A 26,965-nucleotide genomic window follows, 5' to 3' on the forward strand; every position below is an offset into this window, starting at 1 on the left:
CGAGAAGACCCCCCCCACCCGCCCCGCCTGGTGGCCTTGTTTCTTTTGTCCCCCCCCCCCACGGCTCGTTCTCCGAGCTAACTGCGGCCGAAGAGCTTCGCGAAGAAGCCGCCGCGCGGCTCCGCCTGCTCGTGCGCGCCGTCGCACCACTGCCCGGCGGGAACCCGGCGCTTGACCTCGGCGACGTGCTGGCCGCAACCGGACCACGTCGTCTTCCCGCACGTCCGGCAGGCAACGGGTGAGCACATGGGCAGATCCTCTCGTTCGTCCAGGATACCCCTGGGGTATCGCTACACTCTACACAACGGAACTGCGACGCTCGGGCGTCGCGCGAGAGGAGTGGCGACGTGCGGGTGATCGTGATCGGCGGGGTGGCGGGCGGCATGTCGGCGGCGACGAGGCTCAGGCGGCTCGACGAATCGGCGGAGATCATCGTGCTCGAGCAGGGCCGGTACGTCTCCTACGCCAACTGCGGCCTGCCCTACTACGTCGGCGGCGAAATCGAGGACCGCGCCGAGCTGCTGCTGCACACCCCCGACTCGCTCAGCGCGCGGTTCCGGCTCGACGTCCGCACGCAGCACGAGGCGCTCGCGATCGACCCCGAGGCGCGTCGGGTCGAGGTCATGGATCACCGTAGGGGCGCCCTCGTCGAACTCGATTACGACGTCCTCGTGCTCGCCCTGGGCGCCTCCGCCCACCCGCTCGACGCTGCCGGGATCCCCGTGCACACGCTTCGGACGGTCGACGACGTCGACGCGATCGATGCGCTCCTCCCCCGCGACGGCGACGGGTCCGCGCTCGTCGTCGGCGGCGGGTACATCGGCATCGAGGCCACCGAGAACCTCGTGCGCCGAGGCGTGCCGACCACGCTCGTGCACCGCGGCCCGCACGTGCTCGCGGCCCTCGACCCCGAGCTCGCGGTGCTCGTCGAGGATGAACTGCGGGCCAATGGCGTCGAGCTGCGCACCTCGACCGAGGTCCGCTCCGTCGAACAGGGCGAGGTGCGGCTGAGCGACGGTGCACGGCTCCGGCCCACCCTCATCGTGAATGCGAGCGGGGCGAGCCCCAACACCGGGCTTGCCCGGGCCGCCGGGCTCCGGCTCGGCGCCAACGGCGGCGTCGCCGTCGACGCGCAGAACCGCACGAGCGATCCCCGCATCTACGCGGTCGGCGACGGCGTCGAGAAGATCGGGCTCGACGGCGAGGACGCACTCGTGGCCATGGCCGGGCTCGCGAACCGGCACGGCCGCACCGCCGCCGACGTCATCGCCGGACGGGCGGAGCAGAACTCCCCCGCGCTCGGCACCACCGTGGTGCGTGTCTTCGGTCTGACGGCGGCGTCCCTCGGCTGGTCCGAGCGACGCCTGCAGCGCGCCGGCCGGCCCTATCGGGTCGTGCACACGCACCCCATGTCGCACGCGGGGTACTTCCCCGGTGCCGAGCGGATGGCCCTGAAGCTCATGATCGACCCCGCCGACGACGCCATCCTCGGCGCGCAGGCCGTCGGCGGCGCCGGGGTCGACAAGCGGATCGACGTGCTCGCCGTCGCGATGGCCGGCGGCATCACCGCCTCGGGGCTCGCCCAGCTCGAACTCGCCTACGCGCCCCAGTACGGGCAGGCGAAGGACCCGATCAACCAGCTCGGCTACGTGGCCGACAACGTGCGCACCGGCACCACCACGACCGTGCAGTGGCACGAGCTTCCGGCGCTCCAGCGGAGCGGGGCCGCCGTGGTCGATGTCCGCAGCGACGCCGAGCGCGCCGCCGGGGCGATCCCCGGTGCCCTCGGCATCCCCCTCGACGAGCTGCGCGAGCGGCTCGACGAGCTGCCCGACGGGCCGGTCGTGGTCTACTGCCAGGTGGGCCAGCGCGGTCACACGGCGGCGCGGCTGCTCGTCCAGCACGGGGTGGACGCGCGCAACCTCGACGGCGGCTACCGCACCTGGTCAGCCGGACGCGCGGCGGAGCACGCCGCATCCGAGACGACGGAGGCACGATGACGAACCGCAGCGGATTGACACCGGCGACCGAGCAACGACCGCCCGCCGACCGCGTCGTCGCCAACCGCTTGAAGCGCGCGCAAGGGCAGCTCGCGGGCGTGATCGAGGCGGTCGAGTCCGGGGCCGATTGCCGCGAGGTCGTGCAACGGCTCTCCGCCGTGGTCGGCGCTCTCGACCGCGCCGGGTTCCTCATCATCTCGCACGCGATGCAGGAGTGCCTGAGCGACGAGGAGACGGCCGGCGACGGCACCCGAGGGCGTGCGGGCGGCGAGCGGCTGGGGCTCGACGAGGTGGAGAAGCTGTTCCTCTCGCTGGCGTGATCGGCTGCCTGAGCACCTGCCCCTGAGCGCCCGCCCTCAGGCGAGCGTCCGCTCGCCGGGGAAGTCGGCGAGATGGCCGAGTCGGCGGTACCGCTGGGAACGGCGCACCCGCCGGTGCTCCGGGTTCATGAGCTGCAGCGTCGCGAGCTCCTGGGCGATCGCGTCGCCCATCCTGCGGCAGAATTCGGCCGGCTCGAGCGCGGCGTCGGGACGCTCGGCGATCACCCGGTCGACGATCCGGTTGGCGAGCAGCATCGCCGACGCCACCCCCTGCTGCTCCGCGAGCTCGGCCGCGTGACCGGTGTCGCGATGCACGATCGCGGAGGCGCCCTCCGGCGGGAGCGGCGACAGCCACGCGTGCTTCGCCGCGAGGGTGCGATCCGCGGGCAGCAGCGCGAGTGCGCCACCGCCGGTGCCCTCTCCGAAGATCACCGAGAGGGTCGGCCCGCGGTGCACGGTGAGCTGGGCGAGGCAGTGCGCGATCTCGCTCGCCAAGCCGCCCTCCTCCGCGGTTCTGGAGAGCGCGGCGCCCGGCGTGTCGATGACCGAGACGAGCGGGAGCCGCAGCTCGTCGGCGAGTTGCATGGCTCGACGCGCGGCGCGCAGCGCACCGGGCCCGAGCGGCGCGTGCGCGCGCTGCGCCCGCCGGTCCTGGCCGACGACCACGACCGGCACCTCGCCGAAGCGGGCGAGGCAGAGCGCCAGCCCGGGATCGCGTTCGCCCTGCCCGGTGCCGGAGAGCGGGACGACGTCCGCCGCCGCGTGCTTCAGCAGCTCGCGCAACCCCGGGCGGCGCCGATCCCGCGTGCGGGTGATCGACCCCCAGGCGTCGCTCGAACCGACGGAATGCGCCGCCGCATCGCCCGCCTGCGCAGCCTGCGACACGAGCGCGGCATGACTCGGGCGTTCGAGCAGACGGAGCGTCCGGCCGAGCACCTCGCGCAACTCGCCGGGCGGCAGCACCCCGTCGATGATGCCGCGCGCGGCGAGATTCTCGGCGGACTGCACGCCGGACGGGAACGGCTCGCCGTACAGCGCCTCGTACACGCGGGGCCCGAGGAAGCCGACGAGCGCGCCGGGCTCGGCGACGGCGAGCTGCCCGAGCGAGCCGAAGGAAGCGAGCGCGCCGCCCGTCGACGGATGCCGGAGGTACGTGAAGTACGGCAGGCCCGCGGCCTGGTGCGCCGCCACCGCCGCGGCGATCTTCACCATGGCGACGAAGGCGACGGTGCCTTCCTGCATGCGGGTGCCGCCCGAGGCGGTCGAGGCGAGCACGGGCAGCTGCTCCGCGGTCGCGCGCTCCATCGCCTGCACGAGTCGTTCGGCCGCCGCCACCCCGATCGAGCCGGCCAGGAAGCGGAACTCGCAGGCGATGAGGGCGACCCGTCGGCCGTCGATCCGGGCCTCGCCCGTGACGATCGACTCGTCCACCCCGCTCCGGGCGGCGGCCTCGCCGAGCTCGGCACGGTAGCGGTCCCCGAGCTCCGGCTCGACCGGTGGCGCGTCCCAGGAGCGGAAGCTGCCGGTGTCGGCGATGAGCTCGATCAGCTCCATCGCCGAGAGACGCTGCCGGCCGCTCATGCGGACGCCTCCTCGAGCCAGGCCCGGATCGCCGGCCCGTGCTCGTCGAGCAGCGGCGGCGCCGTGTGCGCGGCGCGGGACCGTTCCGTCTCCGCCGTCGCGTCGACGTCGAAGAAGCGCAGCACAGGACCGGGCACCTCGATGCGCCCGAGGGCCGCATGGTCGAGCTCGAGGACGAGGCCCTGGGAGCGCGGCTGCTCCCACTCGTACACCTCCCGGAGGTCGCGGACCCGCCCGGCCGGCACGCCGGCTGCGGCGAGCCGGGCCAGGAGCTCCTCACCGCGGTGCTCCGCGAACGCGGCCTCGACGAAGGCGAGCGTGTCGGCCCGGTTCGCCACGCGCTCGGCGTTAGTGGCGAGTCCCGCGGTGTCGGGGTCGAGCTCGAACGCCGCGCAGAACGCCCGCCACAGCCGATCGTTCGCGACCGAGATCTGCACCTGTCCGTCGCGGCAGCGGAACAACCCGTACGGCGCGATGGACGGATGGTGGTTGCCCTGCGCCTGCGGCACCTCGCCGGCGACGGTCGCCCTCGTGCCCTGGAAGGCGTGCACGCCGACGACCGAGGCGAGCAGCGAGGTGCGCACCACGCGCCCGCGCCCGGTGCGGGCTCGCTCGTGCAGCGCGGCGAGCACCCCGACCACGCCGTGCAGGCCGCCGAGCAGGTCCGCGATCGGGGTGCCGACGCGTTGCGGGTCGTCGGGCGCACTGCCGGTGATCGACATGAGCCCGGCCTCGCCCTGCACGATCTGGTCGTAGCCCGCACGCCCGCCCTCCGGGCCGTCGTGGCCGAAGCCGGTGATCGAGAGCTGCACGAGCCCGGGATTCAGCGCCGCGAGTTCGCGCGAGCCGAGGCCCAATCGATCCATCACCCCGGTGCGGAAGTTCTCGACGAGGACGTCCGCGCGAGCGAGGAGCCGGCGCACGACCTCGCGGCCGTCGTCCGACTTCAGATCGAGCGCGATAGACTCCTTGTTGCGGTTGCAGGAGAGGAAGTACGTCGAGTGCTGCGCGCCGTCGTCGCCCGCGACGAAGGGCGGGCCCCAGGAGCGGGTCTCGTCGCCGGACCCCGGCGCCTCCACCTTGATGACCCGGGCGCCCAGGTCGCCGAGCACCTGGCCCGCGTGCGGCCCGGCGAGGGCGCGGCTCAGGTCGACCACGAGCACGCCGTCGAGCGGTCCGCCGTTCACCGCGCCACCTCCGTCGCCGTGCCGAGCGTCGGCCGCGTCCAGGCCCACCGGGTGCGCTGCTCGTACGCGTGGGCGACGCGGAGCAGCAGGGCGTCGGCGCCCTGCGGCCCGACGAGCTGGATGCCGACCGGCAGTCCGCCAGCCGAGAACCCGGCCGGCACGGACAGCGCGGGTCCGCTCATCGCGGAGACCACGCAGACGGAGCGCATCCACTCGAGATAGTCGCGCATCGGCTCGCCCGCGACCTCGGTGGGCCAGCGCAGTCCGACCGGGAAGGGCAGCACCTGCGCGGTCGGGGTGATCCAGACGTCGAAGCGGTCGAAGTAGGCGAGGGTCGCCGCCTCGAGGCGCGTGCGCGCGGCGGCGAGGGCGCGCAGCTCCGCGGCGGTCTGGTGCTCCCCCGCCGCGACGTTCTCCAGCATCTCGGGCTTCACCCGATCGGGGTTCGCCCGGACGAGCGGGCCCCACGCGGACTCGAAGTCGAAGGCCCTGGTCTGCCGGAAGACCGCGTCCGCGTCGCTGAGGTCCGGCGCCGCGCGCTCGACGATCGCCCCGGCGTCGGCGAGCACGTCGAGCGCCCGCTCGGCCACCTCGACCACCTCGGGCTCGAAGGGCAGCCCGAGTCCCGCGTCCGGTGCCCAGCCGATCCGGAGGCCGGTGACGCCCCGGTCGAGCTCGAGCTCACGCGCGAAGGCCTCTGCGGACTGCGGGATCGAGCTCGGCACTCTCGGATCCGGCCCCGACACCGTGGTGAGCATGAGCGCGAGATCGGCGACCTCGCGAGCCATCGGGCCCGAGCGGCCGAGCCACATCCAGGAGTTCGGCCCTGGAGACGGGATCCGGCCGAGCGAGGGCCGCAGTCCGAGCACGTTGCAGAACGAGGCCGGCGTGCGGAGCGACCCGCCCATGTCGGAGCCGTCTCCGATGGGCTGGATGCCCGCGGCGATCGCCGCCGCCGCCCCGCCACTCGACCCGCCGGCGCTCCGGCTCGGGTCGTACGGGTTGCCGGTCGTGCCGAAGACCTCGTTGAAGGTGTGCGCGCCGGCCGCGAACTCCGGCACGTTGTTCTTGCCGCTCGGGATGGCCCCGGCCGCGCGTAGGCGGGCGACGATGAGGCTGTCCGTCTCGGGCACCACGTGCTGGAGCAGCGGCGAACCCCAGGTGTTCGGCATCCCCGCCGTCTCGTTCGTGTCCTTGTTCGTGAGCGGGAGCCCGTGCAGCGGCCCGAGCTCGTCGCCGGCGGCCTGGCGGGCGTCCGCGGCCGTCGCTTGCGCCCACGCCGCCTCGCGGTCCTCGTAGATCACGGCGTTGATCGCGGGGTTCAGCTCGTCGATGCGACGCCAGTGCGCCGTCATCGCTTCCCGCGCCGACAGCTCGCCGCGCCGGATGAGCCCGGTGAGCTCGATCGCGCTGGTCCATCGGAGGTCGTCGTTGCCGGTCATCGATCACACCGCCGTTCCGGCTGCGGGTGCGCCGGCCGTCACGACGGCACCGGCGCGGATGAGCTCGAAGATCTCGGTGCGCAGCTCGGCGAACTCGGGCAGCGCGCGGGTGCTCAGCTGGTCGCGCGGTGCGGGCAGGCGGATGTCGAGAATGCGACTCACGATCGCCGGGCGATGGCCGAGCACCACCACCCGGTCGGAGAGGTACACGGATTCGTCGATGTCGTGAGTGACGAGCAGGATCGTCATCCCGAACTCCTCGCGGATCCGCAGGCAGAGGTCTTCGAGCTCGAAGCGGGTCTGGGCGTCGACCGAGGCGAACGGCTCGTCCATGACGAGCACCTCCGGCCGGTACGCGAGCGCCCGGGCGATGGCGACGCGCTGCTGCATGCCGCCGGAGAGCTGCCAGGGGTACCGATCCATCGCGTGGTCGAGCCCGACCGAGGCGAGCGCCGAGCGCACCCGTTCGGCCGCCTCGGCCTTGGGCAGTCGCAGATGGCGGAGCGGCAGGCGCACGTTCTTCTCGACCGTGAGCCACGGCATGAGCGATCGGGTGTACTCCTGGAAGACGAGGGCCATCGCCTTCGGCGGGCCGTCGATCGGCGTGCCGTCGATCCGGGCCGAGCCGGAGGTGATCGACTGCAGGCCGGTCAAGCACTTCAGCAGGGTCGTCTTGCCGATGCCGGACGGGCCGACGATCGAGACGATCTCACCGGCGGAGACGTCGAACGTGAGGTCGGCGATGACGTCGACGTCGGCGCCGCCGACGGTGTACGACTTCGAGAGGTGCTCGACGACGAGCTGGGGTTGGGACATGTGCGGCTCCGGAATCAGATTGGCGGGGCGAGCGGGATCAGTCGGCGGAGGCGGCGCGCTGCGCGCCGAGGTACCAGGCGAGGACCCGCCGGCGAACGAGGGTGAAGAGCAGGTTGGCGAGATAGCCGAGGATGCCGAGCAGGAGGATGCCGGCCCACATCCCGCGCACGTCGAAGGTCTTCTGGGCGAGCAGGGTCAACGCTCCGATGCCGCGGGCGGCGCCCATCATCTCGCTCGTGATCATCACGATGAAGGCGACCTGGAGGCTGACGAGCGCTCCGGCGAAGATCTGCGGCGACGCGGCGGGCAGCAGCACGGCGCTGAGGCGCTCCCAGCGGCTGAGCCGGTACACCCGCGCGGTCTCCAGCAGCAGCGGCTCCGTGGATCGGACGCCGTCGATGGTCGAGATGAGCACCGGGAACAGGGCCGCGAGGGCGATCGCGAAGACGCGGACTTCATTGCCGAACCCCATCGTGGCGACGAAGATCGGCAGCAGCGCCACGGCGGGGATCGAACGCACGAACTGCACGATCGGGTCGAGGATCCAGAACAGCGGCCTGACGAGTCCGAGCAGCACGCCGAGCGTCACGCCGACGGCGCACGCGATGAGGTAGGCCGCCACGAAGTTGCCCACGCTCGGCAGCACGTCGCTCGCGAACTTGTCGAACACCCACAGGCGCTGGAACTCGAGCAGGATGTCGCGCAGCGGTGGAAAGAACGGATTCGTGGAGTCGAGCGAGCCGAACCACCAGGTGGCCAGCAGCAGGAGCGGGACGCCGATCTCGAGCGCGAGGAGGAACGGTCGACGGGTCCGTGCCTGCTTGGCGCGATCGGCGGCCCGGATCGCGGTGGTGTTGGTGGTCGGACCGGAGGCGATGGTCACCGTGGTCAGCCTTTCCGATAGGAGCTGTGCCAGTGCAGGAGGCGGCGCTCCGCCGCAGCGGCGGCGGCCTGCACGAGCAGACCGAGCACGCCGAGCACGAGGACGTAGGCGAAGATCAGGTCGCTGCGGCCCGAGCTCTGGGCCACGGTGAGGGCGCTGCCGAGGCCGGGGGCGCCGCCGAGCATTCCCGCGACGACGGTCATGATCAGGGTGATCGGCGCGGCCACGCGCATCGCCGTCCCGATGAACGGCGACGCCCCGGGGAGCACGACCCGCGCGAGGATCTCGGCGCTGCCGAGCCCGAAGGAGCGGGCCGTGTTGCGCATGACCGGGTCGACGGACTCGACCCCGGCGGCGGTCTGCGCGGCGATCGGCAGCGTGATGCCGAAGACCACGAGGAACACCCCCATCTCCGCGGTGGGACCGAGCGCGAGCATCGCGAGCGGCAGGATGACGATCGCGGGGATCGGCCGGAGGAACTCGAGCGGCACCCGCGTCGCGGCATGAGCGACCGGCGAGGTGCCGACGAGGATGCCGAGCCCGACGCCCACGACGGCGGCGATCGCCCAGCCGAGGAGCGCGATCCCCACGGTGGTGAGCAGGCCGCCCCAGAAGGCCGGCTGCCCGAGCAGGCCGCCGAGGGCGAGGGCGACCGTCGGCACCGACGGGAGCGCGGCCTCCGAGCCGAGCTGCGCCGAGCCGAGCTGCCAGGCCGTGAGGAGGAGGGCGACGCCGAGCCCGCCGTACAGCAGCGGGAGCGGCGAGCGCCGCCGTCCCCGGGCGGTGCGGCGATCGATGGCGGTCATGCGCGTCCTCCTCCTCGCCTCGGTCACTCGGCGGGAGCGGTCAGGATGGTGGTGACGTCGAGCGGCGCGTCGAAGAAGCCGATGTCGACGAGCTTCTGGTCGACCTCCTGGAGCTGCTCGGGGTCGATCGCCTGCGGCCAGTAGGATTGCGGCATGTCGGCCGGCGTGAGCTTCAGCTCGGCCCGGTCGATCACGTGCTGCTTGACCTCGTCGAGGTGCTCGTTCGCCCAGGCCGAGGAGGTGGCCATGCCGCGCTGGAAGCGCTCGACCACGTCGGGGTTGCCCTCCGCCCACGTCTTCGCGGCCGTCCACGACGTCGATGCAGAGCCGCCCGGGAAGAAGGAGACGCTCGGGTTCATGATGCGGGGCAGCCCGGCGGCCTCCGCCTCGAGCGAGAAGGGGCTGACGAGGAACGCGGCGTCGATCTGGTCGCTGCGGAGTGCTTCGAGGGCCGGCACGAAGCCGAGATTGATCCACTCGATCTGGTCGGTGGCCACACCGGCCTCCTGGAGCACCGAGGTGATCGTGCCGTCGGGCTGTCCCTTGAGCTCCGGCACCGCGATCTTGGCGCCCGCGAGCCCGGTGAGATCGGTGATGCCGCTGCCCGCGCTCGCGAAGACGCCGGCCGAGGTGTAGTTGCGCTGTTCGTCGAGCGGTGCGTCGGCTGCGGCGGGGTTGAGCCCGTCCGCGGCGGCGACCATGGTGATGGGCACGTTCTGGCGGGCCATCGTCAAGGCGGAGATCGTCGGGACGAAGGCGAGCTCGAGCTGCCCCGCCTGGAGGGCGGCCGTGGCGGCGGCGATGTCTGGGAGCTCGACGACCTCGACATCGAGCCCCTCGTCCTCGAAGAAGCCCTGTTCGATCCCGAGGTAGAGCGGCTCGGCGGCGATCGAGTTCTGCGACTGCACGCGGACCTTGATCAGCTCGCCGTCGCCGCCCTGCGAGCCCGAGGCGCCCGAGGTGGCGGAGGAGCAGGCGGCGAGGGAGACGAGCGCGGCCGCGGCGACGGCCGCGACCCCGATCCTGCGAATCTTCATTGATGCAACCTTCACGTCGGTGGGTGGGGTGGCCAGCCGCCTCGATGCAGCAACCAGGGCGAGGAATCGGCTGAATTGGCGTTCAGCATAGGAGGATTCGCATGCATTCCTCGATGGCTCTTGCGATTGCGGCGGATTCAGCAGAAGATGATGCCGTGAGCGCCACCGAACTCCTCAGTCCACTGGATCGCAAGATCGTCGCTGCACTCCAGGTCAACGGTCGTGCGGCGTGGAGCAGGATCGCCGAGGTGCTCGACGTGCCGGAGCGCACGGTCGCCGCGCACGGCGTCGAGTTGCTGCGCACCAAGCAGGTGCGGATGACGGCGCTCACCCTCCTGCCGAAGGGCGGCGTTCTCGACAGCACGATCGCGAGCGTCCACTGCGTCTCGGGGATGAACCGCGTGACGGCGACCGCGGCGGCGGCCCGACCGAACTCCGTCTTCACGTACCTCACGAACGGGCACACCGCCTGCGTGTTCGAGCTCATGACCGACCGCACGCAGGTGCCGACGGTCGTGCTCGACGAGATCCCGGCCATGCCGGGGGCCGAACGCGCCGAGACCTCCACCGTGCTGCGGCTCTACAAGGGCACGCACCAGTGGCACCCCGGCATCCTCGATGCGGATCAGGTCGCGGCGCTCCGCGATCAGGAGCAGGCCGAGCGCCTGACCGGATCGGTGGAGCTCGCGCCGCTCGGGCGCGAGGAGCAGGAGTTCGCCCGGGTGCTCGCCGCCAACGGCCGGGCGACCGTCGAAGAGCTCGCCCGGGTGACCGCTCTCGCCCCGAGCTCGGCGAGGCGACGACTCATGCAGCTCCAGGCGAGCGGGCGGCTGTTCGACCGTGCGGTCGTCGAGCCGGCGGCACTCGGCTTCCCCACGCAGGCGATCCTGCGCATCCGCACGCTGCCGGGGCGCACCGAGGCGCTCGCGGCGCGGCTCGCCCAGGTGCCGGAGGTGCGCTACCTCGCCTTCACGACCGGTCGCCACCAGCTCTTCGTCGACATCGCCTGCGTCGACCACGATGCGCTCACGACGTTCCTGATGCGCGCCGACTGGGCGGACGACGCCGCCGAGGTGGACACCTCGATCATCCTGCAGGCGTTGAAGCGCAGTGGCGTCCGGATGGACGAGTAGCCCGCGGCGCTGTCAGTCGAGCGGTCGGCCGGTCTCGAGCCACTCGGCGAGTCCGGCGAGCCCGGTGGCCCACCGCCCGAGATCGGTGACGTCGGCGTGGCCGGTGATGACGGTCAGCAGCTCGGCGACCGCGCCGTCCGCGTCCGCCGCCTCGAGCCGGGTCAGCGCGGCGAACACCCGCACCGCGTCCGACTCGGGGAACTCGGAACGCGCCCGCTCGAGCACCGCCCGCGACGCATCCAGCTCGCCGAGCCAGCGCAAGGTGCTGCCGTACTGGCAGAGGCAGCGGCGCAGGGCGTCCCCCTCGAGGCCCAGCTGAAGGGCCCGCTCGTAGTACTCGCGTGCGACCGTCTCCTGCCCCGCCGTATCGTACGCGCCGGCCAGCTCGTAGGCGAGCACCGGATGATCGGGATGGGCGGCGAGGAGCCCCGAGAAGTACTCGATCGTCGGGGCCATGTCCGCCCGGTCACGGCGTTCGTAGCCGACGCGGATCGCCTCCGCGAGTTCGGGCGAGAGCTCGCTCGACATGTCGTCTCCTTCGCGGCATCCGTGGCGTCGCCCGGCCGGCGGGCTCACGCTCCAGCCTATGGCGCGCCCGTGGGGTGGTGATGCGGTGGCCCCGTGTCAAGCGCCCGACGCGTCGGCCCCTCGCGTGCGAGAGTGGCGGACCGGAACGATTCCGCCGGTCACGTGAAAGGACCCAGCACATGACCACGACGCCATCCCGTGCCTCCGCCGAGCTGGGGCACGACGCCGCCAGGCAGGCGGTCGTGCTCGTCAGCTCCGTGCTCGCCATCGTGGCGGCGTTCCTCGGGTCGGGCGTGATCGTCGGTACGCCGATCCAGGAGGCCGCGGGCGGCTATCTCGATGCCGACTCCACCCTCATCGCGCCGGGAACCGGGGCCTTCCGGATCTGGAGCGTGATCTACGTCGGCATGCTCGCCTACGCGATCTGGCAGGCCCTGCCCGCCCAACGTCACGACGAGCGCCAGCGGCGGCTCGGCTGGTGGGTGACGGCGTCGCTCCTGCTCAACGCCGTCTGGATCTTCACCGTCCAGCTCGATCTGCTGTGGCTGAGCCTGCCCGTCATCGCCCTGCTGCTCGCCGTGCTGTGCCGGCTCTTCGTGCTCCTGCGGCGCAGCGCCCCGAAGAACCGGGTCGAGGCGGTCGTCGCCGATGGCGCGATCGGGCTGTACCTCGGCTGGGTGATCATCGCCACCGCCGCGAACGCCGCGGCCGTGCTCACCGCCGCGGGGTTCCGCGGCTTCGGGCTGGCACCCGAGCTCTGGGCGGCTCTGGTCCTCGCGGTGGCGGCCGCCGTCGGCGTCGCACTGGCGCTGTGGGGCGGCGGCCGCATCGCGCCGACCCTCTCGCTCTGCTGGGGCATCTGCTGGGTCGCGATCGCCAGGACCACCGACGAGCCGCGGTCCGACACCACGGCCCTCGTCGCCCTGCTTGCCGCGGCGGTGATCATCGCGGCGAGCGCGTTCGCGCGCGTGCGCGCCGAGCGACGCGCGCGCGGCTGAGTGCCGAGGTTGACGCGACATCCGGAGAGAATGCCCCCGATTCATCCGCACGGCCAGTAGTGTCGAGCACGTCGGCCATTCGGGCGGCGCTCAGACTTTCGCTTCGTGAGGTACCGCATGAGAAGGCCCGCACTGGCCGCCGCATTCCTGACCGCCGTGCTCTGCCTGGGCGCCGACCCGGCGATGGCGGCGTCGGCTCCGCCTTCCGGCGACGATACGGCGACGGAGACCGAACTGCAGGATGCGCACGTCGCACAGCAGGCGGAGCGCAGCGAGGACCCGAACCCGGGCGACGTTCCGCCCGAGGCGGCGGCCCAACAGTCCGACGAGCTTCGTGCGACGGCAGCCACGAGCGGATTCACGGCGGGCAACCTGATCTCCGACCGGAACTTCCGAGACGGAGCGGCCATGACCGAGGCCCTGATCCAGGGCTTCCTGCAGGAGATGGTCGGGAGCTGCGAGAACTCGCTCTGCCTGGCGAAGCTCAAGATCGACACGCCGAACCGGACCTGGAGCTGGGGCAGCTGCACGAGCTACGCCGGCGCGAAAGGCGAGTCCGCGGCCCGGATCATCTTCAAGGTGCAGCGCGCGTGCGGCATCAGTGCGAAGGTCATCCTCACCACCCTGCAGAAGGAGCAGTCCCTGGTGACCGACCCCGCCCCCACCGAGGCGATCCTCCGGAAGGCGATGGGCTTCGGCTGCCCCGACACGGCGTCGTGCGATTCGACCTACTACGGCTTCTTCAACCAGGTCTTCGCCGCAGCACGCCAGCTCACCTGGTACGGGAACCCGGAGGGCTCGTTCACCTGGTTGAAGGTGGGCCAGGCGAACCAGATCGCCTGGCACCCGAACGCGAGCTGCGGCACCGGCAGCGTCACGATCCAGAATGCCGCGACCGCGGCGCTCTACTACTACACGCCGTACCAGCCGAATGCGGCCGCACTCGCGAACATGTACGGCACGGGGGACGGTTGCTCCGCCTACGGGAACCGGAACTTCTGGCGGATCTACCGCGATTGGTTCGGCGACCCGCGCATCGATGCCGCGCCGACCACCACCCGCTTGTCCGGCGCCGACCGCTACGCCACGGCCGTCGCGATCTCGAAGGCCTCTTACCCCACCGCTGGGATCCCCGTCGTCTACGTCGCGTCCGGGGCTACCTTCGCCGACGCACTGAGCGCGGCGCCGGCGGCCGCGGCGCAGGGCGGCCCTCTGCTGCTCACTGCACCGGGAGCGCTCAGCCCGGCGACATCTGCCGAGATCAAACGGCTCGCACCCGCGCGGATCGTCGTCGTGGGTGCGACCGGCGCGGTGAGTGCCAAGGTGGCGACCGCGCTCAACGCGCTGGCGCCGACGACCCGGATCGGCGGGATCGACCGCTACGAGACGTCGCGGAAGATCGCGGCGGCAGCATTCCCGACCGCCACCGCCGCCTACCTCGCGACGGGTCGGGACTATCCCGACGCGCTCTCCGCGGCCGCCGCGGCGGGAGCGACGAAGGCGCCGGTGCTGCTCGTCGACGGCAAAGCCACCACCCTCGACTCGGCGAGCAAGGCGGCCCTCGATCGCGCGAAGGTCCGCGAGGTTCGGATCGCGGGCGGGACCGGAGTGGTCTCGACGGGGATCCAGACGGCTCTCGCCAAATCGTTCACCACGAAGCGCTACGGCGGCGCCGACCGCTACCTCACGAGTGTGCTACTCAACCAGGCGGCCTTCCCGTCGGCGGAGCGCGCCTTCCTCGCCTCCGGAGCGCTGTTCCCGGACGCACTGACGGGCGCTGCGGCCGCCGGCTCGGCGAAGGCGCCGCTCTACCTCTCCAGGCTCGAGTGCCTGCCGACTCCGGTGCGGAACAGCCTCGACCGGGTGGGCGCGACGTCGCTGACGCTGCTCGGCGGAACCGGTGCACTGAGCGACCGCGTCGCGAAGCGGACGGTCTGCTAGCGGTCCCTCTCGCACGTCCCGGCCTTCCCCCGGACCGCGGGATGTGGTGGAATCGGAGAAGGCACTCCGGGACGTCGCACCGCCGGTCGGCCCATTCCATTTCGCCGCGAGATCCGGAGGCCGTGAATGCCCCGCACCGAGCTCCCGTCCCGTGACGGGGCCAACGGCCGAACACCGCTGAACTTCGCCGCGGTCGCGCTGATCGCGAGCGCACTCACGTTGGCCGCGTTCCCGGCCGCGGCCGCCCCCTCCTCGCCACGCGCGAACGACGCCGCGGTCGCCCTGGCCGGGTCCGTTTCTGGGACCGTGACGCTCAGCGACGGTCGTCCGCTCGACGGCGGCTCGGTCGGCGTGCTGGACAAATCTGGACAGTACCTACAGCACGCCACCGTCGCCGCAGACGGCAGCTACCGCTTCAACGCGCTCGCACCGGGCACGTACTCACTGCATTTCGAGCGCGGCCAGCGCGAAGCCGAGTACGCCGACTACGTGCCGGTCTACTGGGGTGGAGGGTATGAGAAGCCGAGCTACTTCGACCTCGGTTCCGGCCAGCGCCGAACCGGCATGAACGCCGTCCTCGGGCTCGGTGCCACGGTGTCGGGCCGCGTGTCTCTCGACGCTTCGGCGGTGCTCGGCTCCAGCATGACCCAACTCCTCTCGGCGGACGGGATCAGCGCACCCAACACCGTGACCTCCGAATCCGATGGCTCCTTCACGATCCGCGGCGTGCCCCCGGGACGTTGGACCATCGAGTTCCGGGGCAGCAGCGCCGACGGCGAACCGTACGTCCCGGAGTACTGGGGCGACCGGCCGTACCGCTCGCAGGCACGCTATCTGGATCTCACCGCGGGCGCGGTGCTGACGAAGCTCAATGCGCAGCTCAGCCGCGGTGGCTCCGTCTCGGGACGGCTCTCGGGCCCGGACGGCGCTCCCGTCGCGAACGCCGAGGTTCATCTCCAAAGCGCGGAGACCCCGTCGACCGGGGTCCGTGAGCAAGAGGCGACGACCGGGGCGACGACCGACGAGAGTGGCCGATACACGGTGCGCGGGATCGCCCCCGGGAACTGGAGGCTGTTCTTCTACGCCCCGGCCGGTTCGGGACTGCGCGACGAGTGGTGGAGCGACCGCCCGTGGGGCCAGTACGACGCGATCCGCATCCTTCCCCGCGCGTCGCTCACGCGGAAGGATGCGACGCTCACCTACGAATCGAAGTCGCACCCGTGGGGCGAGGTCTCCCGCCTCCAGGGCGTGGATCGATACGCGACCGCGGTCGCGGTCTCGGCATCACAGTTCGCGCCCGGTGCACCGGTCGCGTACCTCGCGTCCGGCACCAGTTTCCCGGACGCGCTCGCCGCCGCGCCGGTCGCGGCCGCGACGGGCGGACCGATCCTGCTGTCCCCATCGGACCGCTTGCCGCCCGCTGTGGCAGACGAGCTTCGCCGGCTCCAGCCGAAGCGCATCGTCATCCTCGGCGGCGGTGGCGCTATCGAGCCGGCCGTCGAGCGCGCACTTGCGCGACTCACGACCGGCTCGGTCACGCGGATCGGCGGTGCCGACCGCTACGAGACCGCGGCAGCACTGTCGCGGACACGCTTCGCCCCCGGGGTCCCGGTCGCGTACCTCACCAGCGGATCGAAGTTCCCCGACGCGCTCTCCGCAGCCCCGCAGGCCGCGCTCGGCGATGCGCCGATCCTGCTCGCGCCCGGGAACGACTCGCTGCCGGCGGCGGTCGTCGCGGAGCTGAAGCGATTGAGGCCGGAGGTCGTGCACATCATCGGCGGTGGGGTCGTCGGACCACGTGCGCACGCACAGCTCGATGCGCTCGTTGCGGGCGACACGATCGTGCATTCCGGACCCGATCGCTACGCGACATCCGCGATGCTCTCCGACTGGTTCGACTACGGCGTCTCCGTCGCCTACGTCGCGAACGGGACGGACTTCCCGGACGCGCTCGCGGGCGGACCAGTGGCGGGCATCGGAAGCGGGCCCGTGCTGCTGACGGAACGCGATCGGCTCCCGCCGAAGGTCGCGGAGGCATTGCGGCAGCTCCGTCCGGATCGGATCGTGATCCTCGGCGGGCCGGGTGCGGTGTCGGCAAAGGTGGCGGCGCGGCTTCGCTCACTGTCCGGATAGCCCGCGGGGTACCAGAGCAGGCCGCTGCCGATCGCCACGAGCCGCGACGGCGGTGCGGCTTCGGGGCCTGGTTCGGACAAGCCGTGCACGAGAAAACCCCCGGACTTCCGAAGAAGTCCGGGGGTTCTTGGTGGATCTGAGGGGACTCGAACCCCTGACCCCCTGCATGCCATGCAGGTGCGCTACCAGCTGCGCCACAGACCCAGTGGGGCTTTCGCCCCGCTTCGTTCCCGCTCTCGCGGCAACAGATTCAGATTACACCACGTTCGGCGTGCTCGCGAATCCGAGCGGGCCTCACTCCCCCGTCGCCGTGGTGCCCGGGGCGTGCGGCACGAGATCGGCCACCGGGATGGCCGGGCAGTCGAGCCAGAGCCGCTCGAGCCCGTAGTACATGCGCTCCTCACCGTGGAACACGTGCACGACGAGGTCGCCGAAGTCGATGAGCACCCACCGGCCGCCGTCGCGGCCTTCACGGCGGAGCGTGCGCGAACCGGCCTCGAGCATCGCATCTTCGATGCCCTCCGAGATGGCCACCACGTTGCGCTCCGAGGAGCCGGTGACGAGGAGGAAGACGTCGGTGAACGGCGACTGCTCCGACACGTCGAGCGCGACGAAGTCCTCACCGCCCTTGGCGTCCGCCGCGCGGACGGCGACGGCGAGGAGGTCGTGGGCGTGCTGAGAAGCGGTCATGCGCTCGCTTTCGAAGCGGTGGAGGGAAGGATGGTCATAGGGGGCCTCAGAACAGGCGGAACACCGCGCCGATGACGAGGGTGGCGACGACGCCGAGGGCGAGGACGCCGGCGGTGATGGCGAGGATGAGCGGCACGTTGGCGCCGTCCTTCTTCGGCGGCGCCATCATCTGCTTCGACGTCGTCTGGGTGCTGATGGCCTTCGTGGCCGAGACCGGTGCGACGCCTGCGGTCGCGGCGTCCTCGACGTGGTCGAGCAGCCGGTCGATGTCAGCGGAGTCGACCTGGCTCGGATGCACGCCGGTCGCGCCGAAACTGCGGGGCAGATCGATCGAGCCGGTGACGATCACGTCGTCCCCCGCCGCCGCGGGCGGCATGATCGTCGCGCCGTCGGGCAGCGAGGGGAGGATGAGCGCGTTCGTCGTGGTCGGCACGCCGCGGGACACCCCGCCTCGGCTGAGCAGCTGATCGAACGGCTCCGCCGTCGCCTCGTCGTCGTCCGCGGCCATCTGGAGGCTCCAGTGGCCGGTGTTCGCCGCCGGCTCCGCCGGGGCGTCGTCGTGCGGTGCAGCCGGCACCGGCGTGCGCACCTCGTCGGCCGTGGGGCGCGCGGGTGCCGGGTCGTCGACCGCTTCGGCGTCGTCGACCTCGTCGAGCTGGTGGGTGTCGAGCATGGCCCGCAGCTCACGGCGGGTCAGGGTGCGTTCCGGGGCGTTGCGTGCCGCGCCCTGGCCGCCCACGGGCCGCGGGGCGGACGGAGCTGCCCCTGACGCGGCATCCCGCTTCGGCGGCGGCGCGAACGCGCTCGGCGCCGTCTGCACCACGCGCTGGGGCGGAGCCGGGGCGGCCGCTTTCGGCGGCGCGGCGGCCGGGACGGGACGTGCCTGCGGCGCAGCCTCGGGAGCGTCCGCGCCGCGGGCAGCGGGCGCGGCGGTCTCGGCGTCGGCGGCGCGTTCGACGCCACCGGCGGCCTGCTCCTGCAGCCGTCGCTCGCGCTCGCGCGCCTCGCGCCGGGTCAGCGGCGGTTCCTGCGACGTCATTCGACACTCCGATACAGATGGTGCTTCGAGATGTACTGCACGACCCCGTCGGGCACCAGATACCACACCGGGAATCCCCGGTTCACGCGGTCACGGCAGTCGGTCGAGGAGATCGACAGTGCCGGGACCTCCAACAAGCTTACGTCCTGCTCCGGCAGACCGGTCACGGACAACACGTGCCCGGGGCGGGTGACGGCCACGAAGTGGGCGAGCTCCCAGAGCTCCGAGACGTCCTTCCACGAGAGGATCTGCGCGATCGCGTCGGCTCCCGAGATGAAGAAGAGATCGGCATCCGGGCGTTGCGCCCGGATGTCGCGCAGCGTGTCGATCGTGTACGTCGGCTTGCCGCGGTCGAGGTCCACCCGGCTCACAGTGAACCGCGGATTCGAGGCGGTCGCGACGACCGTCATGAGGTAGCGGTGCTCGGCCGGCGTGACGACGGTCTTGTAGGTCGGCTCCCCGGTCGGGACGAACACGACCTCGTCGAGGTCGAACGACTGGGCGACCTCGCTCGCCGCCACCAGGTGACCGTGGTGGATCGGGTCGAAGGTTCCGCCCATGACCCCCACTCTGGGGCGGCGATCACCGCTCATTCGGGGACCCTCAGTGGCCGCCGTGCTCGCTCCCGCCGTGGCGCTTCGCATACGCCTCGGCCTTCGCGCGGTGCCGGTTGGCGACGTCGCGGTACGAGTAGGTCACGATGCCGAGGGCGAAGAAGACGATGAGCGCGATGAGCCCGTACACGTAGGTCTCGACGGGGAGCTCCCGCGCGTGCACCGTCTCGGCGAAAACAACGGCCATCAGGCTCATTCGTGGATTCCTTTCGTAGCCCGCACGGGATTCGCGCGGAACGCTCCGGCCAGTCTACCGAGTACGGAGACGGTTCGACGGATCAGCCGCGCACGTGCCCCGCGCCCCGGACCAGCCATTTCGTACTCGTCAGCTGCGGGAGCCCCATCGGGCCGCGAGCATGCAGCTTCTGCGTCGAGATGCCGACCTCCGCGCCGAAGCCGAATTCGGCGCCGTCCGTGAAGCGGGTGGACGCGTTGACCATGACGGCCGCCGCGTCGACCTCGTCGAGGAAGCGCTCGGCATTCGCGAGGTCGTTCGTCACGATCGACTCGGTGTGCTTCGTCGAGTAGCGCCGGATGTGGGCCAGCGCGTCGTCGAGCGAGTCGACGATCCCGACCGAGAGCTCGAGGCTCATGTGCTCCGTCGCCCAGTCCTCCTCGGTGACCGGCGCGAGGTCCGGGCGCAGCGCGCGCACCGACTCGTCGGCGTGGACCGTGACCCCGGCCGCCTCGAGCCTCGCGAGCACGGGCGGCAGCAGCCGCTCGGCGGCGGCGCGGTGCACGAGCAGCGTCTCGAGGGCGTTGCAGACGCTCGGGCGCTGCACCTTCGCGTTGTGCACGAGCTCGACCGACCAGTCCTCGCGGGCGCTCTCGTCGAGGTACATGTGCACGACGCCGGCCCCGGTCTCGATGACGGGCACCTTCGCCTGCTCGACGACGGCGCGGATGAGCCCTGCGCTGCCCCGCGGGATGAGCACGTCGACGAAGTCGCGCGCCTGCATGAGGTGGGTGGCGCCCGCGCGGCCGAAGTCGTCGACGGTCTGCACCGCGTCGCCCGGCAGCCCGGCGGCGTCGAGGGCGTCGCGGAGCAGCTGCACGAGCACGCCGTTCGTGCGCTCCGCGGCGCTGCCGCCGCGGAGCACGACGGCGTTGCCGCTCTTCAGCGCGAGCACCGCGATGTCGATCGTCACGTTGGGGCGGGCCTCGTAGATCGCGCCCACCACACCGAGCGGTACCCGGACCTGGTCGATGCGCACGCCGTTCGGCAGGGAGCGTCCGCTCACGGACTCCCCCACCGGATCGTCGAGCCCGATGACCTCGAGCACCGCGTCGGCGATGGCGCCGATACGCCGCTCGTCGAGCGTCAGCCGATCGAGGAGACCGGTCGAGAGCCCCTGCTCGCGGCCGGCCTCGAGGTCGCCCGCGTTCGCCGCCACGATCTCGTCGGCCCGCTCACGGAGGAGGCGCGAGACCTGCTCGAGCGCCCCGTCCTTCGTGCTGGTGGTGGCACGGCCGAGGGCGCGCGAGGCCTCCTTCGCCGCGGCGAAACGACGGTCGAGCACCTGGAGATCGAGATCGGACATGCCCCAAGCCTAGGCGAGGGCGGCCCCCTCGTCGGCCGTGTGACGGGCCGGCGCCGGCTCGAACCAGGTGCCGACGTCGGAGCCTGCAAGCGCCTGGTCGACGAGCGACGTCGCGGTGATGAGCACCGAGGTGCCGGCCTCCGCGGCGATGCGCGCGGCGGAGACCTTGGTCTCGGCGCCGCCGGTGCCGACGCCGGCACGACCGACGGAGCCGATCTCGATGCCGGCGAGCGGGTCGCCGAACGGCACCCGGGCGATGCGCTCGGCGCCCGGCAGGTGCGGGGGCTTCGTGTAGAGTGCGTCCACATCGGAGAGCAGGACGAGGAGCTCCGCGCCGATGAGCTGGGCGACGAGGGCCGCGAGCCGATCGTTGTCGCCGAAGCGGATCTCGTGCGTCGCGACGGTGTCGTTTTCGTTCACGATCGGCAGGATGCGCAGGCCGAGCAGGCGCTCCATGGCGCGCTGGGCGTTCGAGCGGTGCGTTGCGTTCTCGAGGTCGCCCGCGGTGAGCAGCACCTGCCCCGCGATGATGCCGAACCGGTCGAGCGACTGCTGGTAGCGGAAGACGAGCAGGTTCTGCCCCACGGAGGCCGCGGCCTGCTGCGTGGCGAGGTCGTCGGGCCGTGCGTCGAGCTTCAGGTACGGCATCCCGGTCGCGATCGCACCCGAGGAGACCAGCACGACCTCGGCGCCTCGACCGTGGGCGGCCGCGAGCGCGTCGACGAGCGGGGCGATCTGCCCGGCGTTCTCGCCGCTGATCGAGGAGGAGCCGACCTTCACGACGATGCGCGTCGCGGCGGGCACGTCCGCCCGCTCCATGGGCGTCATCCCTGCTCCTCGTCGGACCAGATGCCCGCCTCCCGCTCGCGCTCGAGCTCGGCGCGCGCCTCGGCCTTCGCGTCCATGCGGTCGTGGTAGTCGCTGCGGCGCTCCGCGCGGGTCGCACGCCGGTTGTCGTCGAATCGCGTATCGGTGCCGCGCGGCGAGGTGATCAGCTCGGCGGTCGAGGTGAGCGTCGGCTCCCAGTCGAAGACGATGCCCGCGCCGGGACCGATGACCACGGTCGAGCCGGCGGTGGCTCCGGCGCGGACGAGCTCGTCCTCCACGCCGAGGCGGGCGAGCCGGTCGGCGAGGTAGCCGACGGCTTCGTCGTTCGCGAAATCGGTCTGCTGCACCCAGCGCTCCGGCTTCGTGCCGAGCACCCGGTAGATGGTGCCGTAGCTGCCGCCCTCGGGCCGGACCACGAACTCGGGCGCGTTCACGGCCTTCGGTCGCAGGACGATGCGCTCGGGCGCCGGCTTCTCGGCCTGGCGGGCGCGCTCCTCGTCGACGACCGCGCCGAGCGCGAAGCCGAGGGCGCGCAGCCCCTCGTGGCTCACGGTCGAGATCTCGAAGACCCGGTAGCCGCGCGCCTCGAGCTCGGGCTTCACGAACTCCGCGAGTTCCTTCGCCTCCGGCACGTCGACCTTGTTCAGCGCGATGAGCTGCGGCCGCTCGAGCAGCGGCACCTGCCCCTCGGGCACCGGGTAGGCGGCGAGCTCGGCGAGGATGACGTCGAGGTCGCTGATCGGGTCGCGACCCGGCTCGAGCGTGGCGCAGTCGAGCACGTGCAGCAGCGCCGAGCAACGCTCGACGTGACGGAGGAACTCGAGCCCGAGGCCCTTGCCCTCGCTCGCACCCTCGATGAGGCCGGGCACGTCGGCGACGGTGAAGCGGTGGTCGCCGGCCTCGACGACGCCGAGGTTCGGGTGCAGCGTCGTGAACGGGTAGTCCGCGATCTTCGGGCGCGCGGCGGACATCGCGGCGATGAGGCTCGACTTGCCGGCGGAGGGGTAGCCCACGAGCGCCACGTCGGCGATCGTCTTCAGCTCGAGGATGATCTCGCCCTCGAAGCCGGGCGTGCCGAGCAGCGCGAAGCCGGGCGCCTTGCGCTTCGTCGTCGCGAGCGAGGCGTTGCCGAGGCCGCCCTGGCCGCCCTGGGCCGCGACGAAGCGCATGCCGGGCTCGGCGAGGTCGGCGAGCTCCTCGCCCGACGCGTCCTTGACGACGGTGCCGACGGGGACCGGCAGGATGACGTCCTCGCCCGTCACGCCCGAACGGTTGTCGCCCATGCCGGGCTGCCCGTTCGGCGAGGTGCGGTGCGGGCGTCCGTGGTACGTGAGCAGGGTCGTGACCTGCGGGTCGGCGACCAGCACGATGTCGCCGCCGTCGCCGCCGTTGCCGCCGTCGGGGCCCGCGAGGGGCTTGAACTTCTCCCGACGGACGGAGACGCAGCCGTTGCCGCCGTGGCCGGCGCGCACGAACAGGCGCACCTCATCGACGAAGCTGACCATGCCGCGTCATCCTCTCTCCGAGCTTCGCTCGGAAAACACGTGAGGGCGAGCCGAAGCCCGCCCTCACGAAACCGATCGCTCGACTATTCGCCGACCGCCACGATGTTGACGACCTTGCGGCCGCCCTTCGCGCCGAACTCGACCGCACCCGCCTCGAGGGCGAACAGGGTGTCGTCGCCGCCACGGCCGACGTTCGCGCCGGGGTGGAAGTGGGTGCCGCGCTGGCGGACGATGATCTCGCCGGCCTTCACGACCTGACCGCCGAAGCGCTTCACGCCGAGGCGCTGGGCGTTCGAGTCACGACCGTTGCGAGTGGAGCTCGCTCCCTTTTTGTGTGCCATGTCAGTCTCTCCTTGCGAGCCTGGTCGTTACTTGATGCCGGTGACCTTGACGCGCGTGAGCTCCTGACGGTGGCCCTGGCGCTTCTTGTAGCCGGTCTTGTTCTTGAACTTCTGGATCACGATCTTCGGGCCGCGCAGGTCCTCGAGGACCTCGGCGGTGACCGTGACCTTCGCGAGCGACTTGGCGTCGGAGGTGATCTTGTCGCCGTCGACGAGGAGGACCGGGACGAGCTGGACCTTGCCGTCCTCGCCCGCCTTGACGCGGTCCATCGTCACGATGGTGCCGACTTCGACCTTCTCCTGCCGACCGCCGGCGCGCACTACTGCGTAAACCACTACTCGTACCTAACTCCGGGGAGCCTCGGGGGCTCCGTCTGTCTCATGGGATGTCACTGCGCGGTCGCCCCAGTGGGAAAAGAAGGGTGATGACTGCCAGAAAACTGTCGGGCGCACCGGGATAAGCGGCGGCACCAACGGTCGAGTTTACCGGATGCCGGAGAGCCTCGCAAACAGGCGGCCCCGGCGCGTCCCGCCGGTCCGAGCGGATGCCGCGCACCCCCGCTGGCATAGGATCGGCCGCATGACCGTCCTCATCGACACGCCGCTCTGGCCGAAGCACGGCACGGTGTGGGCGCACCTCGTGAGCGACGCCTCCATCGCCGAGCTGCAGGCCTTCGCGGACCGGACGGGCCTGCCCCCGCGGAGCTTCGACCTCGACCACTACGACGTGCCGGTCGAACGCTACGAGGAGCTCGTCGCCGCCGGAGCGGTGCCCGTGGAGCCGCGCGAACTCGTGCGGCGATTGCGGGCGAGCGGACTGCGGGTCACGCCGAGGGAGCGCCGGGAGCGCCGCGCCTCGGCGTGACCGTGCTCAGTCCTGCTGCGGGCGGGTGATCACCGGGGCCTCGCCACCGGCGCTCGACGCCGTGCTGACGCGGCGGCTGCGGGCGCGGCCCTCCCCCGCCTTCTTCGGCGCGGGCAGTGCGTCGAGGACGGAGTCGAGCAGGTGCTCGGTGTCGGCGGGCGGGTTCGGCCGGCTGCGCACCGGCGCCTCCGGGAGCTCGATCACCGGAACGATCGGCGCGGCGGGCTCCACGGCGGACGCGGCGGGCTCGGCCTCGCGCTCGCGCGCCGGGCGCTCCTGCGGGGCATCCGCGCCGTCGACGCTCGCCTCGCTCTGCTGCTCGCCGCCCTGCTGGGCGCTGCTCGCCCGGCGACGGCCCCGACGGCGCGAGGAGCGCGGCTCGGCGGGCGCGGCGTCGGCCGCGGCCTGCTCCGCCTCGCGCGGTTCGCCGCCCGCGATCGTCGAGGCGGCGATCTGGGCCAGGGCGTGCTTCGCGTCCTCGGTGATGGCGTGGGTGCCGGCGGACGCCGACTTGTCCGGCTGAGGCGCCTGCGACTGCTGCGGCTCGCGGTCACGACCGCCGCCGTTGCCCCCGCCGTTTCCGCCGCGTCCGCGGCGGCGCTCGGGCTGCTGCTGCGGGGCGCGGTGTCGGAAGACCGGCTCGTGGTGCACGATGATGCCTCGGCCGGCGCAGGTCTCGCAGGGCTCCGAGAACGACTCGAGCAGGCCCAGACCGAGCTTCTTGCGGGTCATCTGCACGAGGCCGAGCGAGGTCACCTCGGCGACCTGGTGCTTGGTGCGGTCGCGCGAGAGGCACTCGACGAGCCGGCGCAGCACGAGGTCGCGGTTCGACTCGAGCACCATGTCGATGAAGTCGACCACGATGATGCCGCCGATGTCGCGCAGACGCAGCTGCCGCACGATCTCCTCGGCCGCCTCGAGGTTGTTCTTCGTCACCGTCTCTTCGAGGTTGCCGCCGGAGCCGACGAACTTGCCCGTGTTGACGTCGACGACCGTCATCGCCTCGGTGCGGTCGATGACGAGCGAGCCGCCGGAGGGCAGCCACACCTTGCGGTCGAGCGCCTTCTCGATCTGCTCCGAGACGCGGTACTCGTCGAAGACGTCCGTCTCGCCGCGGTAGGCCTCGACACGCTCGAGCAGATCCGGCGCGACCTGCCGCAGGTAGCGCTCGATCGTCTCGCGGGCCTCGTCGCCCGAGATGATCATCTTCTGGAAGTCCTCGTTGAAGACGTCGCGGACGATCTTGATCAGCAGGTCGGGCTCGGAGTGCAGCAGCGCGGGCGCCTGCACCTTCTCGAGCGTGGCCGAGATGTCGGACCACTGCGAGATCAGGCGGTTCACGTCGAGGGTCAGCTGCTCCTCGGTGGCCCCCTCGGCGGCGGTGCGCACGATCACGCCCTGGTTCTCGGGCAGCACCTCCTTGAGGATCTTCTTCAGCCGGGCGCGCTCGGTGTCCGGGAGCTTGCGGCTGATGCCGTTCATCGAGCCGTTCGGCACGTAGACGAGGTAGCGGCCCGGCAGCGAGATCTGGCTCGTGAGGCGTGCGCCCTTGTGGCCGACCGGGTCCTTCGTGACCTGCACGAGCACCCGGTCGCCGGGCTTCAGCGCGAGCTCGATGCGGCGGGGCTGGTTCTTCTCGCCGTTCTCGGCGGCGGCCTCCCAGTCGACCTCGCCCGAGTAGAGCACGGCGTTGCGGCCGCGGCCGATGTCGACGAACGCGGCCTCCATGCTCGGCAGCACGTTCTGCACGCGGCCGAGGTAGACGTTGCCGATGAGCGAGGCGTCCTGATTGCGCGCGACGTAGTGCTCGACGAGCACGTTGTCCTCGAGCACGCCGATCTGGATGCGGCCGCCCTTCTGCCGGACGATCATCTGCCGGTCGACGGCCTCGCGGCGGGCGAGGAACTCCGACTCGGTGATCACCGCGCGACGGCGGCCGGCGTCGCGGCCGTCGCGACGCCGCTGCTTCTTCGCCTCGAGGCGGGTGGAGCCCTTGACCTTCTGCGGCTCGGTGATGAGCTCGGGCTCGCGGGGCTTGCGCACCTTGACGACGTTGTTCGCCGGGGCGTCGCCGTTCGAGCGGGGCTCTTCGCCGCTACGGCGACGGGTGCGTCGGCGGACGCTCGAGGACTCGTCGCGCTCGTCGTCGGACTCGGCGCGCTCCGGCACGACGAGGACGGGCGGGGCCCGGAAGATCAGGGATGTCGTCGAGATCGGCCCGGTGATCGGGCGCAGCTCCGCGGCCGGCTCGGGCTCGGCGGTGACGGCGTCGTTGGACGGGTCGCTCGCCGCCTCGGTCTCGGCATCGGCCGCCGGGGCCTCTGCGTCGGTGCCGGCGTCGGCGGCCGGCGGCTCGTTCACCACTGCCGCGGGCGTCTCGGCCCGGCCTGCGGCGGCCGCTTCGACGACGGCATCCGTCGCGGCGGATGCCGAGACCTCGACGGCCTCGGTCGCGACCGCGGCGCTCGCCGGCGCGTCCGCGACGTCATCGGCGCGGGGCACGAGCGTCGCGCGCCGACCGCCGCGTCGGGAGCCGAACAGTCCGCCGAGCCGCTTGGCCCCTCGGGTCGAATCGTTCGTGGGGTTCTCGTTGTTGCCTTCCACCATCTCTGGTGCACTCCTACACCGGTGGCTCGACCTCGTCGGCCGGCCTCCGTACTCCTCGGAGCGGCCCCCGCGTGCGGGTGACCGCCAACTCTTCTCTGCAACCGGGCGGGTGATGCCTCGGTCGCGACAT

At 72.0% G+C, this 26,965-nt stretch carries 26 protein-coding genes and 1 tRNA gene; 7 read left to right on the forward strand and 20 right to left on the reverse strand.

What is annotated here, in order from left to right:
* Positions 1–77: 77 nt before the first annotated feature.
* Entirely contained in the window at positions 78–248 is a 171-nt protein-coding gene (locus ACFWE1_RS00090) for a hypothetical protein (RefSeq protein WP_376931563.1), read from the reverse strand.
* A gap of 99 nt (positions 249–347) precedes the next feature.
* On the opposite strand from ACFWE1_RS00090, the gene ACFWE1_RS00095 reads away from it, so the two are divergent.
* A complete protein-coding gene (locus tag ACFWE1_RS00095; RefSeq protein ID WP_376931564.1) occupies positions 348–2,000 on the forward strand; it encodes an FAD-dependent oxidoreductase in 1,653 nt (550 codons plus the stop codon).
* A complete protein-coding gene (locus ACFWE1_RS00100) occupies positions 1,997–2,320 on the forward strand; it encodes a metal-sensitive transcriptional regulator (protein WP_376931565.1) in 324 nt (107 codons plus the stop codon). Before ACFWE1_RS00095 ends, ACFWE1_RS00100 begins: the two co-directional genes overlap by 4 nt.
* A gap of 36 nt (positions 2,321–2,356) precedes the next feature.
* On the opposite strand, the gene ACFWE1_RS00105 is transcribed toward ACFWE1_RS00100, so the two are convergent.
* The 7 genes from ACFWE1_RS00105 to ACFWE1_RS00135 are packed head-to-tail and all read right to left on the reverse strand — an operon-like array spanning position 2,357 to position 10,072.
* Positions 2,357–3,901 (reverse strand): carboxyl transferase domain-containing protein, encoded by a 1,545-nt coding sequence (locus tag ACFWE1_RS00105; protein WP_376931566.1) that lies wholly within the window; start codon positions 3,899–3,901, stop codon positions 2,357–2,359.
* Complete coding sequence (locus tag ACFWE1_RS00110; protein WP_376931567.1) at positions 3,898–5,088, reverse strand: CaiB/BaiF CoA transferase family protein; 1,191 nt, start codon at positions 5,086–5,088, stop codon at positions 3,898–3,900. The genes ACFWE1_RS00105 and ACFWE1_RS00110 overlap by 4 nt, the downstream gene beginning before the upstream one ends.
* Positions 5,085–6,530, reverse strand: a complete 1,446-nt coding sequence (locus ACFWE1_RS00115; protein WP_376931568.1) for an amidase family protein — start codon at positions 6,528–6,530, stop codon at positions 5,085–5,087. Before ACFWE1_RS00115 ends, ACFWE1_RS00110 begins: the two co-directional genes overlap by 4 nt.
* A gap of 3 nt (positions 6,531–6,533) precedes the next feature.
* Positions 6,534–7,346 carry an ABC transporter ATP-binding protein gene (locus ACFWE1_RS00120; RefSeq protein WP_376931569.1) on the reverse strand — a complete coding sequence of 271 codons (813 nt, stop codon included), beginning with the start codon at positions 7,344–7,346 and terminating at the stop codon, positions 6,534–6,536.
* A 37-nt stretch (positions 7,347–7,383) separates the two neighbouring features.
* Positions 7,384–8,229: an ABC transporter permease gene (locus ACFWE1_RS00125; RefSeq protein ID WP_376931570.1), complete on the reverse strand. Its 846-nt coding sequence runs from the start codon at positions 8,227–8,229 to the stop codon at positions 7,384–7,386.
* A 5-nt stretch (positions 8,230–8,234) separates the two neighbouring features.
* A complete protein-coding gene (locus tag ACFWE1_RS00130) occupies positions 8,235–9,035 on the reverse strand; it encodes an ABC transporter permease (protein ID WP_376931571.1) in 801 nt (266 codons plus the stop codon).
* Positions 9,036–9,058: 23 nt separating this feature from the next.
* Positions 9,059–10,072, reverse strand: a complete 1,014-nt coding sequence (locus tag ACFWE1_RS00135) for an ABC transporter substrate-binding protein (RefSeq protein ID WP_376931572.1) — start codon at positions 10,070–10,072, stop codon at positions 9,059–9,061.
* Between the two features lie 155 nt (positions 10,073–10,227).
* Here ACFWE1_RS00135 and ACFWE1_RS00140 point away from each other — a divergent pair, with 155 nt between their 5' ends.
* The gene (locus ACFWE1_RS00140; protein WP_376931573.1) at positions 10,228–11,205 is read left to right on the forward strand and encodes an Lrp/AsnC ligand binding domain-containing protein; all 978 of its coding nucleotides are present in this window, start codon (positions 10,228–10,230) and stop codon (positions 11,203–11,205) included.
* Positions 11,206–11,217: 12 nt separating this feature from the next.
* Here the strand turns inward: ACFWE1_RS00140 and ACFWE1_RS00145 are convergent, their stop codons facing one another.
* A complete protein-coding gene (locus ACFWE1_RS00145; RefSeq protein WP_376931574.1) occupies positions 11,218–11,733 on the reverse strand; it encodes a tetratricopeptide repeat protein in 516 nt (171 codons plus the stop codon).
* Positions 11,734–11,912: 179 nt separating this feature from the next.
* On the opposite strand from ACFWE1_RS00145, the gene ACFWE1_RS00150 reads away from it, so the two are divergent.
* The 3 genes from ACFWE1_RS00150 to ACFWE1_RS00160 all read left to right on the forward strand — a co-directional run bounded on the left by ACFWE1_RS00150 (position 11,913) and on the right by ACFWE1_RS00160 (position 16,805).
* On the forward strand, positions 11,913–12,731 hold the full coding sequence (locus ACFWE1_RS00150; RefSeq protein ID WP_376931575.1) for a tryptophan-rich sensory protein: 819 nt from the start codon (positions 11,913–11,915) through the stop codon (positions 12,729–12,731).
* Between the two features lie 117 nt (positions 12,732–12,848).
* A complete protein-coding gene (locus ACFWE1_RS00155; RefSeq protein WP_376931576.1) occupies positions 12,849–14,672 on the forward strand; it encodes a cell wall-binding repeat-containing protein in 1,824 nt (607 codons plus the stop codon).
* A gap of 126 nt (positions 14,673–14,798) precedes the next feature.
* Positions 14,799–16,805, forward strand: a complete 2,007-nt coding sequence (locus ACFWE1_RS00160; protein WP_376931577.1) for a cell wall-binding repeat-containing protein — start codon at positions 14,799–14,801, stop codon at positions 16,803–16,805.
* 128 nt (positions 16,806–16,933) lie between these two features.
* Here ACFWE1_RS00160 and ACFWE1_RS00165 read toward each other — a convergent pair.
* The 10 genes from ACFWE1_RS00165 to rplU all read right to left on the reverse strand — a co-directional run bounded on the left by ACFWE1_RS00165 (position 16,934) and on the right by rplU (position 23,699).
* A tRNA-Ala gene (locus tag ACFWE1_RS00165) sits at positions 16,934–17,009 on the reverse strand.
* Positions 17,010–17,099: 90 nt separating this feature from the next.
* On the reverse strand, positions 17,100–17,495 hold the full coding sequence (rsfS, locus tag ACFWE1_RS00170; RefSeq protein WP_376931578.1) for a ribosome silencing factor: 396 nt from the start codon (positions 17,493–17,495) through the stop codon (positions 17,100–17,102).
* A 46-nt stretch (positions 17,496–17,541) separates the two neighbouring features.
* Entirely contained in the window at positions 17,542–18,534 is a 993-nt protein-coding gene (locus ACFWE1_RS00175; RefSeq protein ID WP_376931579.1) for a hypothetical protein, read from the reverse strand.
* Complete coding sequence (gene nadD, locus ACFWE1_RS00180; RefSeq protein ID WP_189084981.1) at positions 18,531–19,127, reverse strand: nicotinate-nucleotide adenylyltransferase; 597 nt, start codon at positions 19,125–19,127, stop codon at positions 18,531–18,533. Before nadD ends, ACFWE1_RS00175 begins: the two co-directional genes overlap by 4 nt.
* A 10-nt stretch (positions 19,128–19,137) precedes the next feature.
* Positions 19,138–19,344: a hypothetical protein gene (locus ACFWE1_RS00185; protein WP_376931580.1), complete on the reverse strand. Its 207-nt coding sequence runs from the start codon at positions 19,342–19,344 to the stop codon at positions 19,138–19,140.
* 82 nt (positions 19,345–19,426) lie between these two features.
* Entirely contained in the window at positions 19,427–20,689 is a 1,263-nt protein-coding gene (locus tag ACFWE1_RS00190) for a glutamate-5-semialdehyde dehydrogenase (RefSeq protein WP_376931581.1), read from the reverse strand.
* 9 nt (positions 20,690–20,698) lie between these two features.
* Positions 20,699–21,517, reverse strand: a complete 819-nt coding sequence (gene proB / locus ACFWE1_RS00195) for a glutamate 5-kinase (protein ID WP_376931582.1) — start codon at positions 21,515–21,517, stop codon at positions 20,699–20,701.
* Positions 21,514–23,022 (reverse strand): GTPase ObgE, encoded by a 1,509-nt coding sequence (gene obgE / locus ACFWE1_RS00200; RefSeq protein ID WP_376931583.1) that lies wholly within the window; start codon positions 23,020–23,022, stop codon positions 21,514–21,516. The genes proB and obgE overlap by 4 nt, the downstream gene beginning before the upstream one ends.
* A gap of 83 nt (positions 23,023–23,105) precedes the next feature.
* The gene (rpmA, locus tag ACFWE1_RS00205; RefSeq protein WP_189084976.1) at positions 23,106–23,363 is read right to left on the reverse strand and encodes a 50S ribosomal protein L27; all 258 of its coding nucleotides are present in this window, start codon (positions 23,361–23,363) and stop codon (positions 23,106–23,108) included.
* A gap of 27 nt (positions 23,364–23,390) precedes the next feature.
* Positions 23,391–23,699: a 50S ribosomal protein L21 gene (rplU, locus tag ACFWE1_RS00210; RefSeq protein WP_189084975.1), complete on the reverse strand. Its 309-nt coding sequence runs from the start codon at positions 23,697–23,699 to the stop codon at positions 23,391–23,393.
* Positions 23,700–23,943: 244 nt separating this feature from the next.
* On the opposite strand from rplU, the gene ACFWE1_RS00215 reads away from it, so the two are divergent.
* On the forward strand, positions 23,944–24,228 hold the full coding sequence (locus ACFWE1_RS00215; protein ID WP_376931584.1) for a DUF4031 domain-containing protein: 285 nt from the start codon (positions 23,944–23,946) through the stop codon (positions 24,226–24,228).
* Positions 24,229–24,234: 6 nt separating this feature from the next.
* Here ACFWE1_RS00215 and ACFWE1_RS00220 read toward each other — a convergent pair whose 3' ends face one another.
* Positions 24,235–26,835 carry an Rne/Rng family ribonuclease gene (locus tag ACFWE1_RS00220; RefSeq protein WP_376931585.1) on the reverse strand — a complete coding sequence of 867 codons (2,601 nt, stop codon included), beginning with the start codon at positions 26,833–26,835 and terminating at the stop codon, positions 24,235–24,237.
* Between the last annotated feature and the right edge of the window lie 130 nt (positions 26,836–26,965).

This window comes from Agromyces sp. NPDC060279 (genome assembly GCF_042726785.1).
Taxonomy (GTDB): domain Bacteria; phylum Actinomycetota; class Actinomycetes; order Actinomycetales; family Microbacteriaceae; genus Agromyces.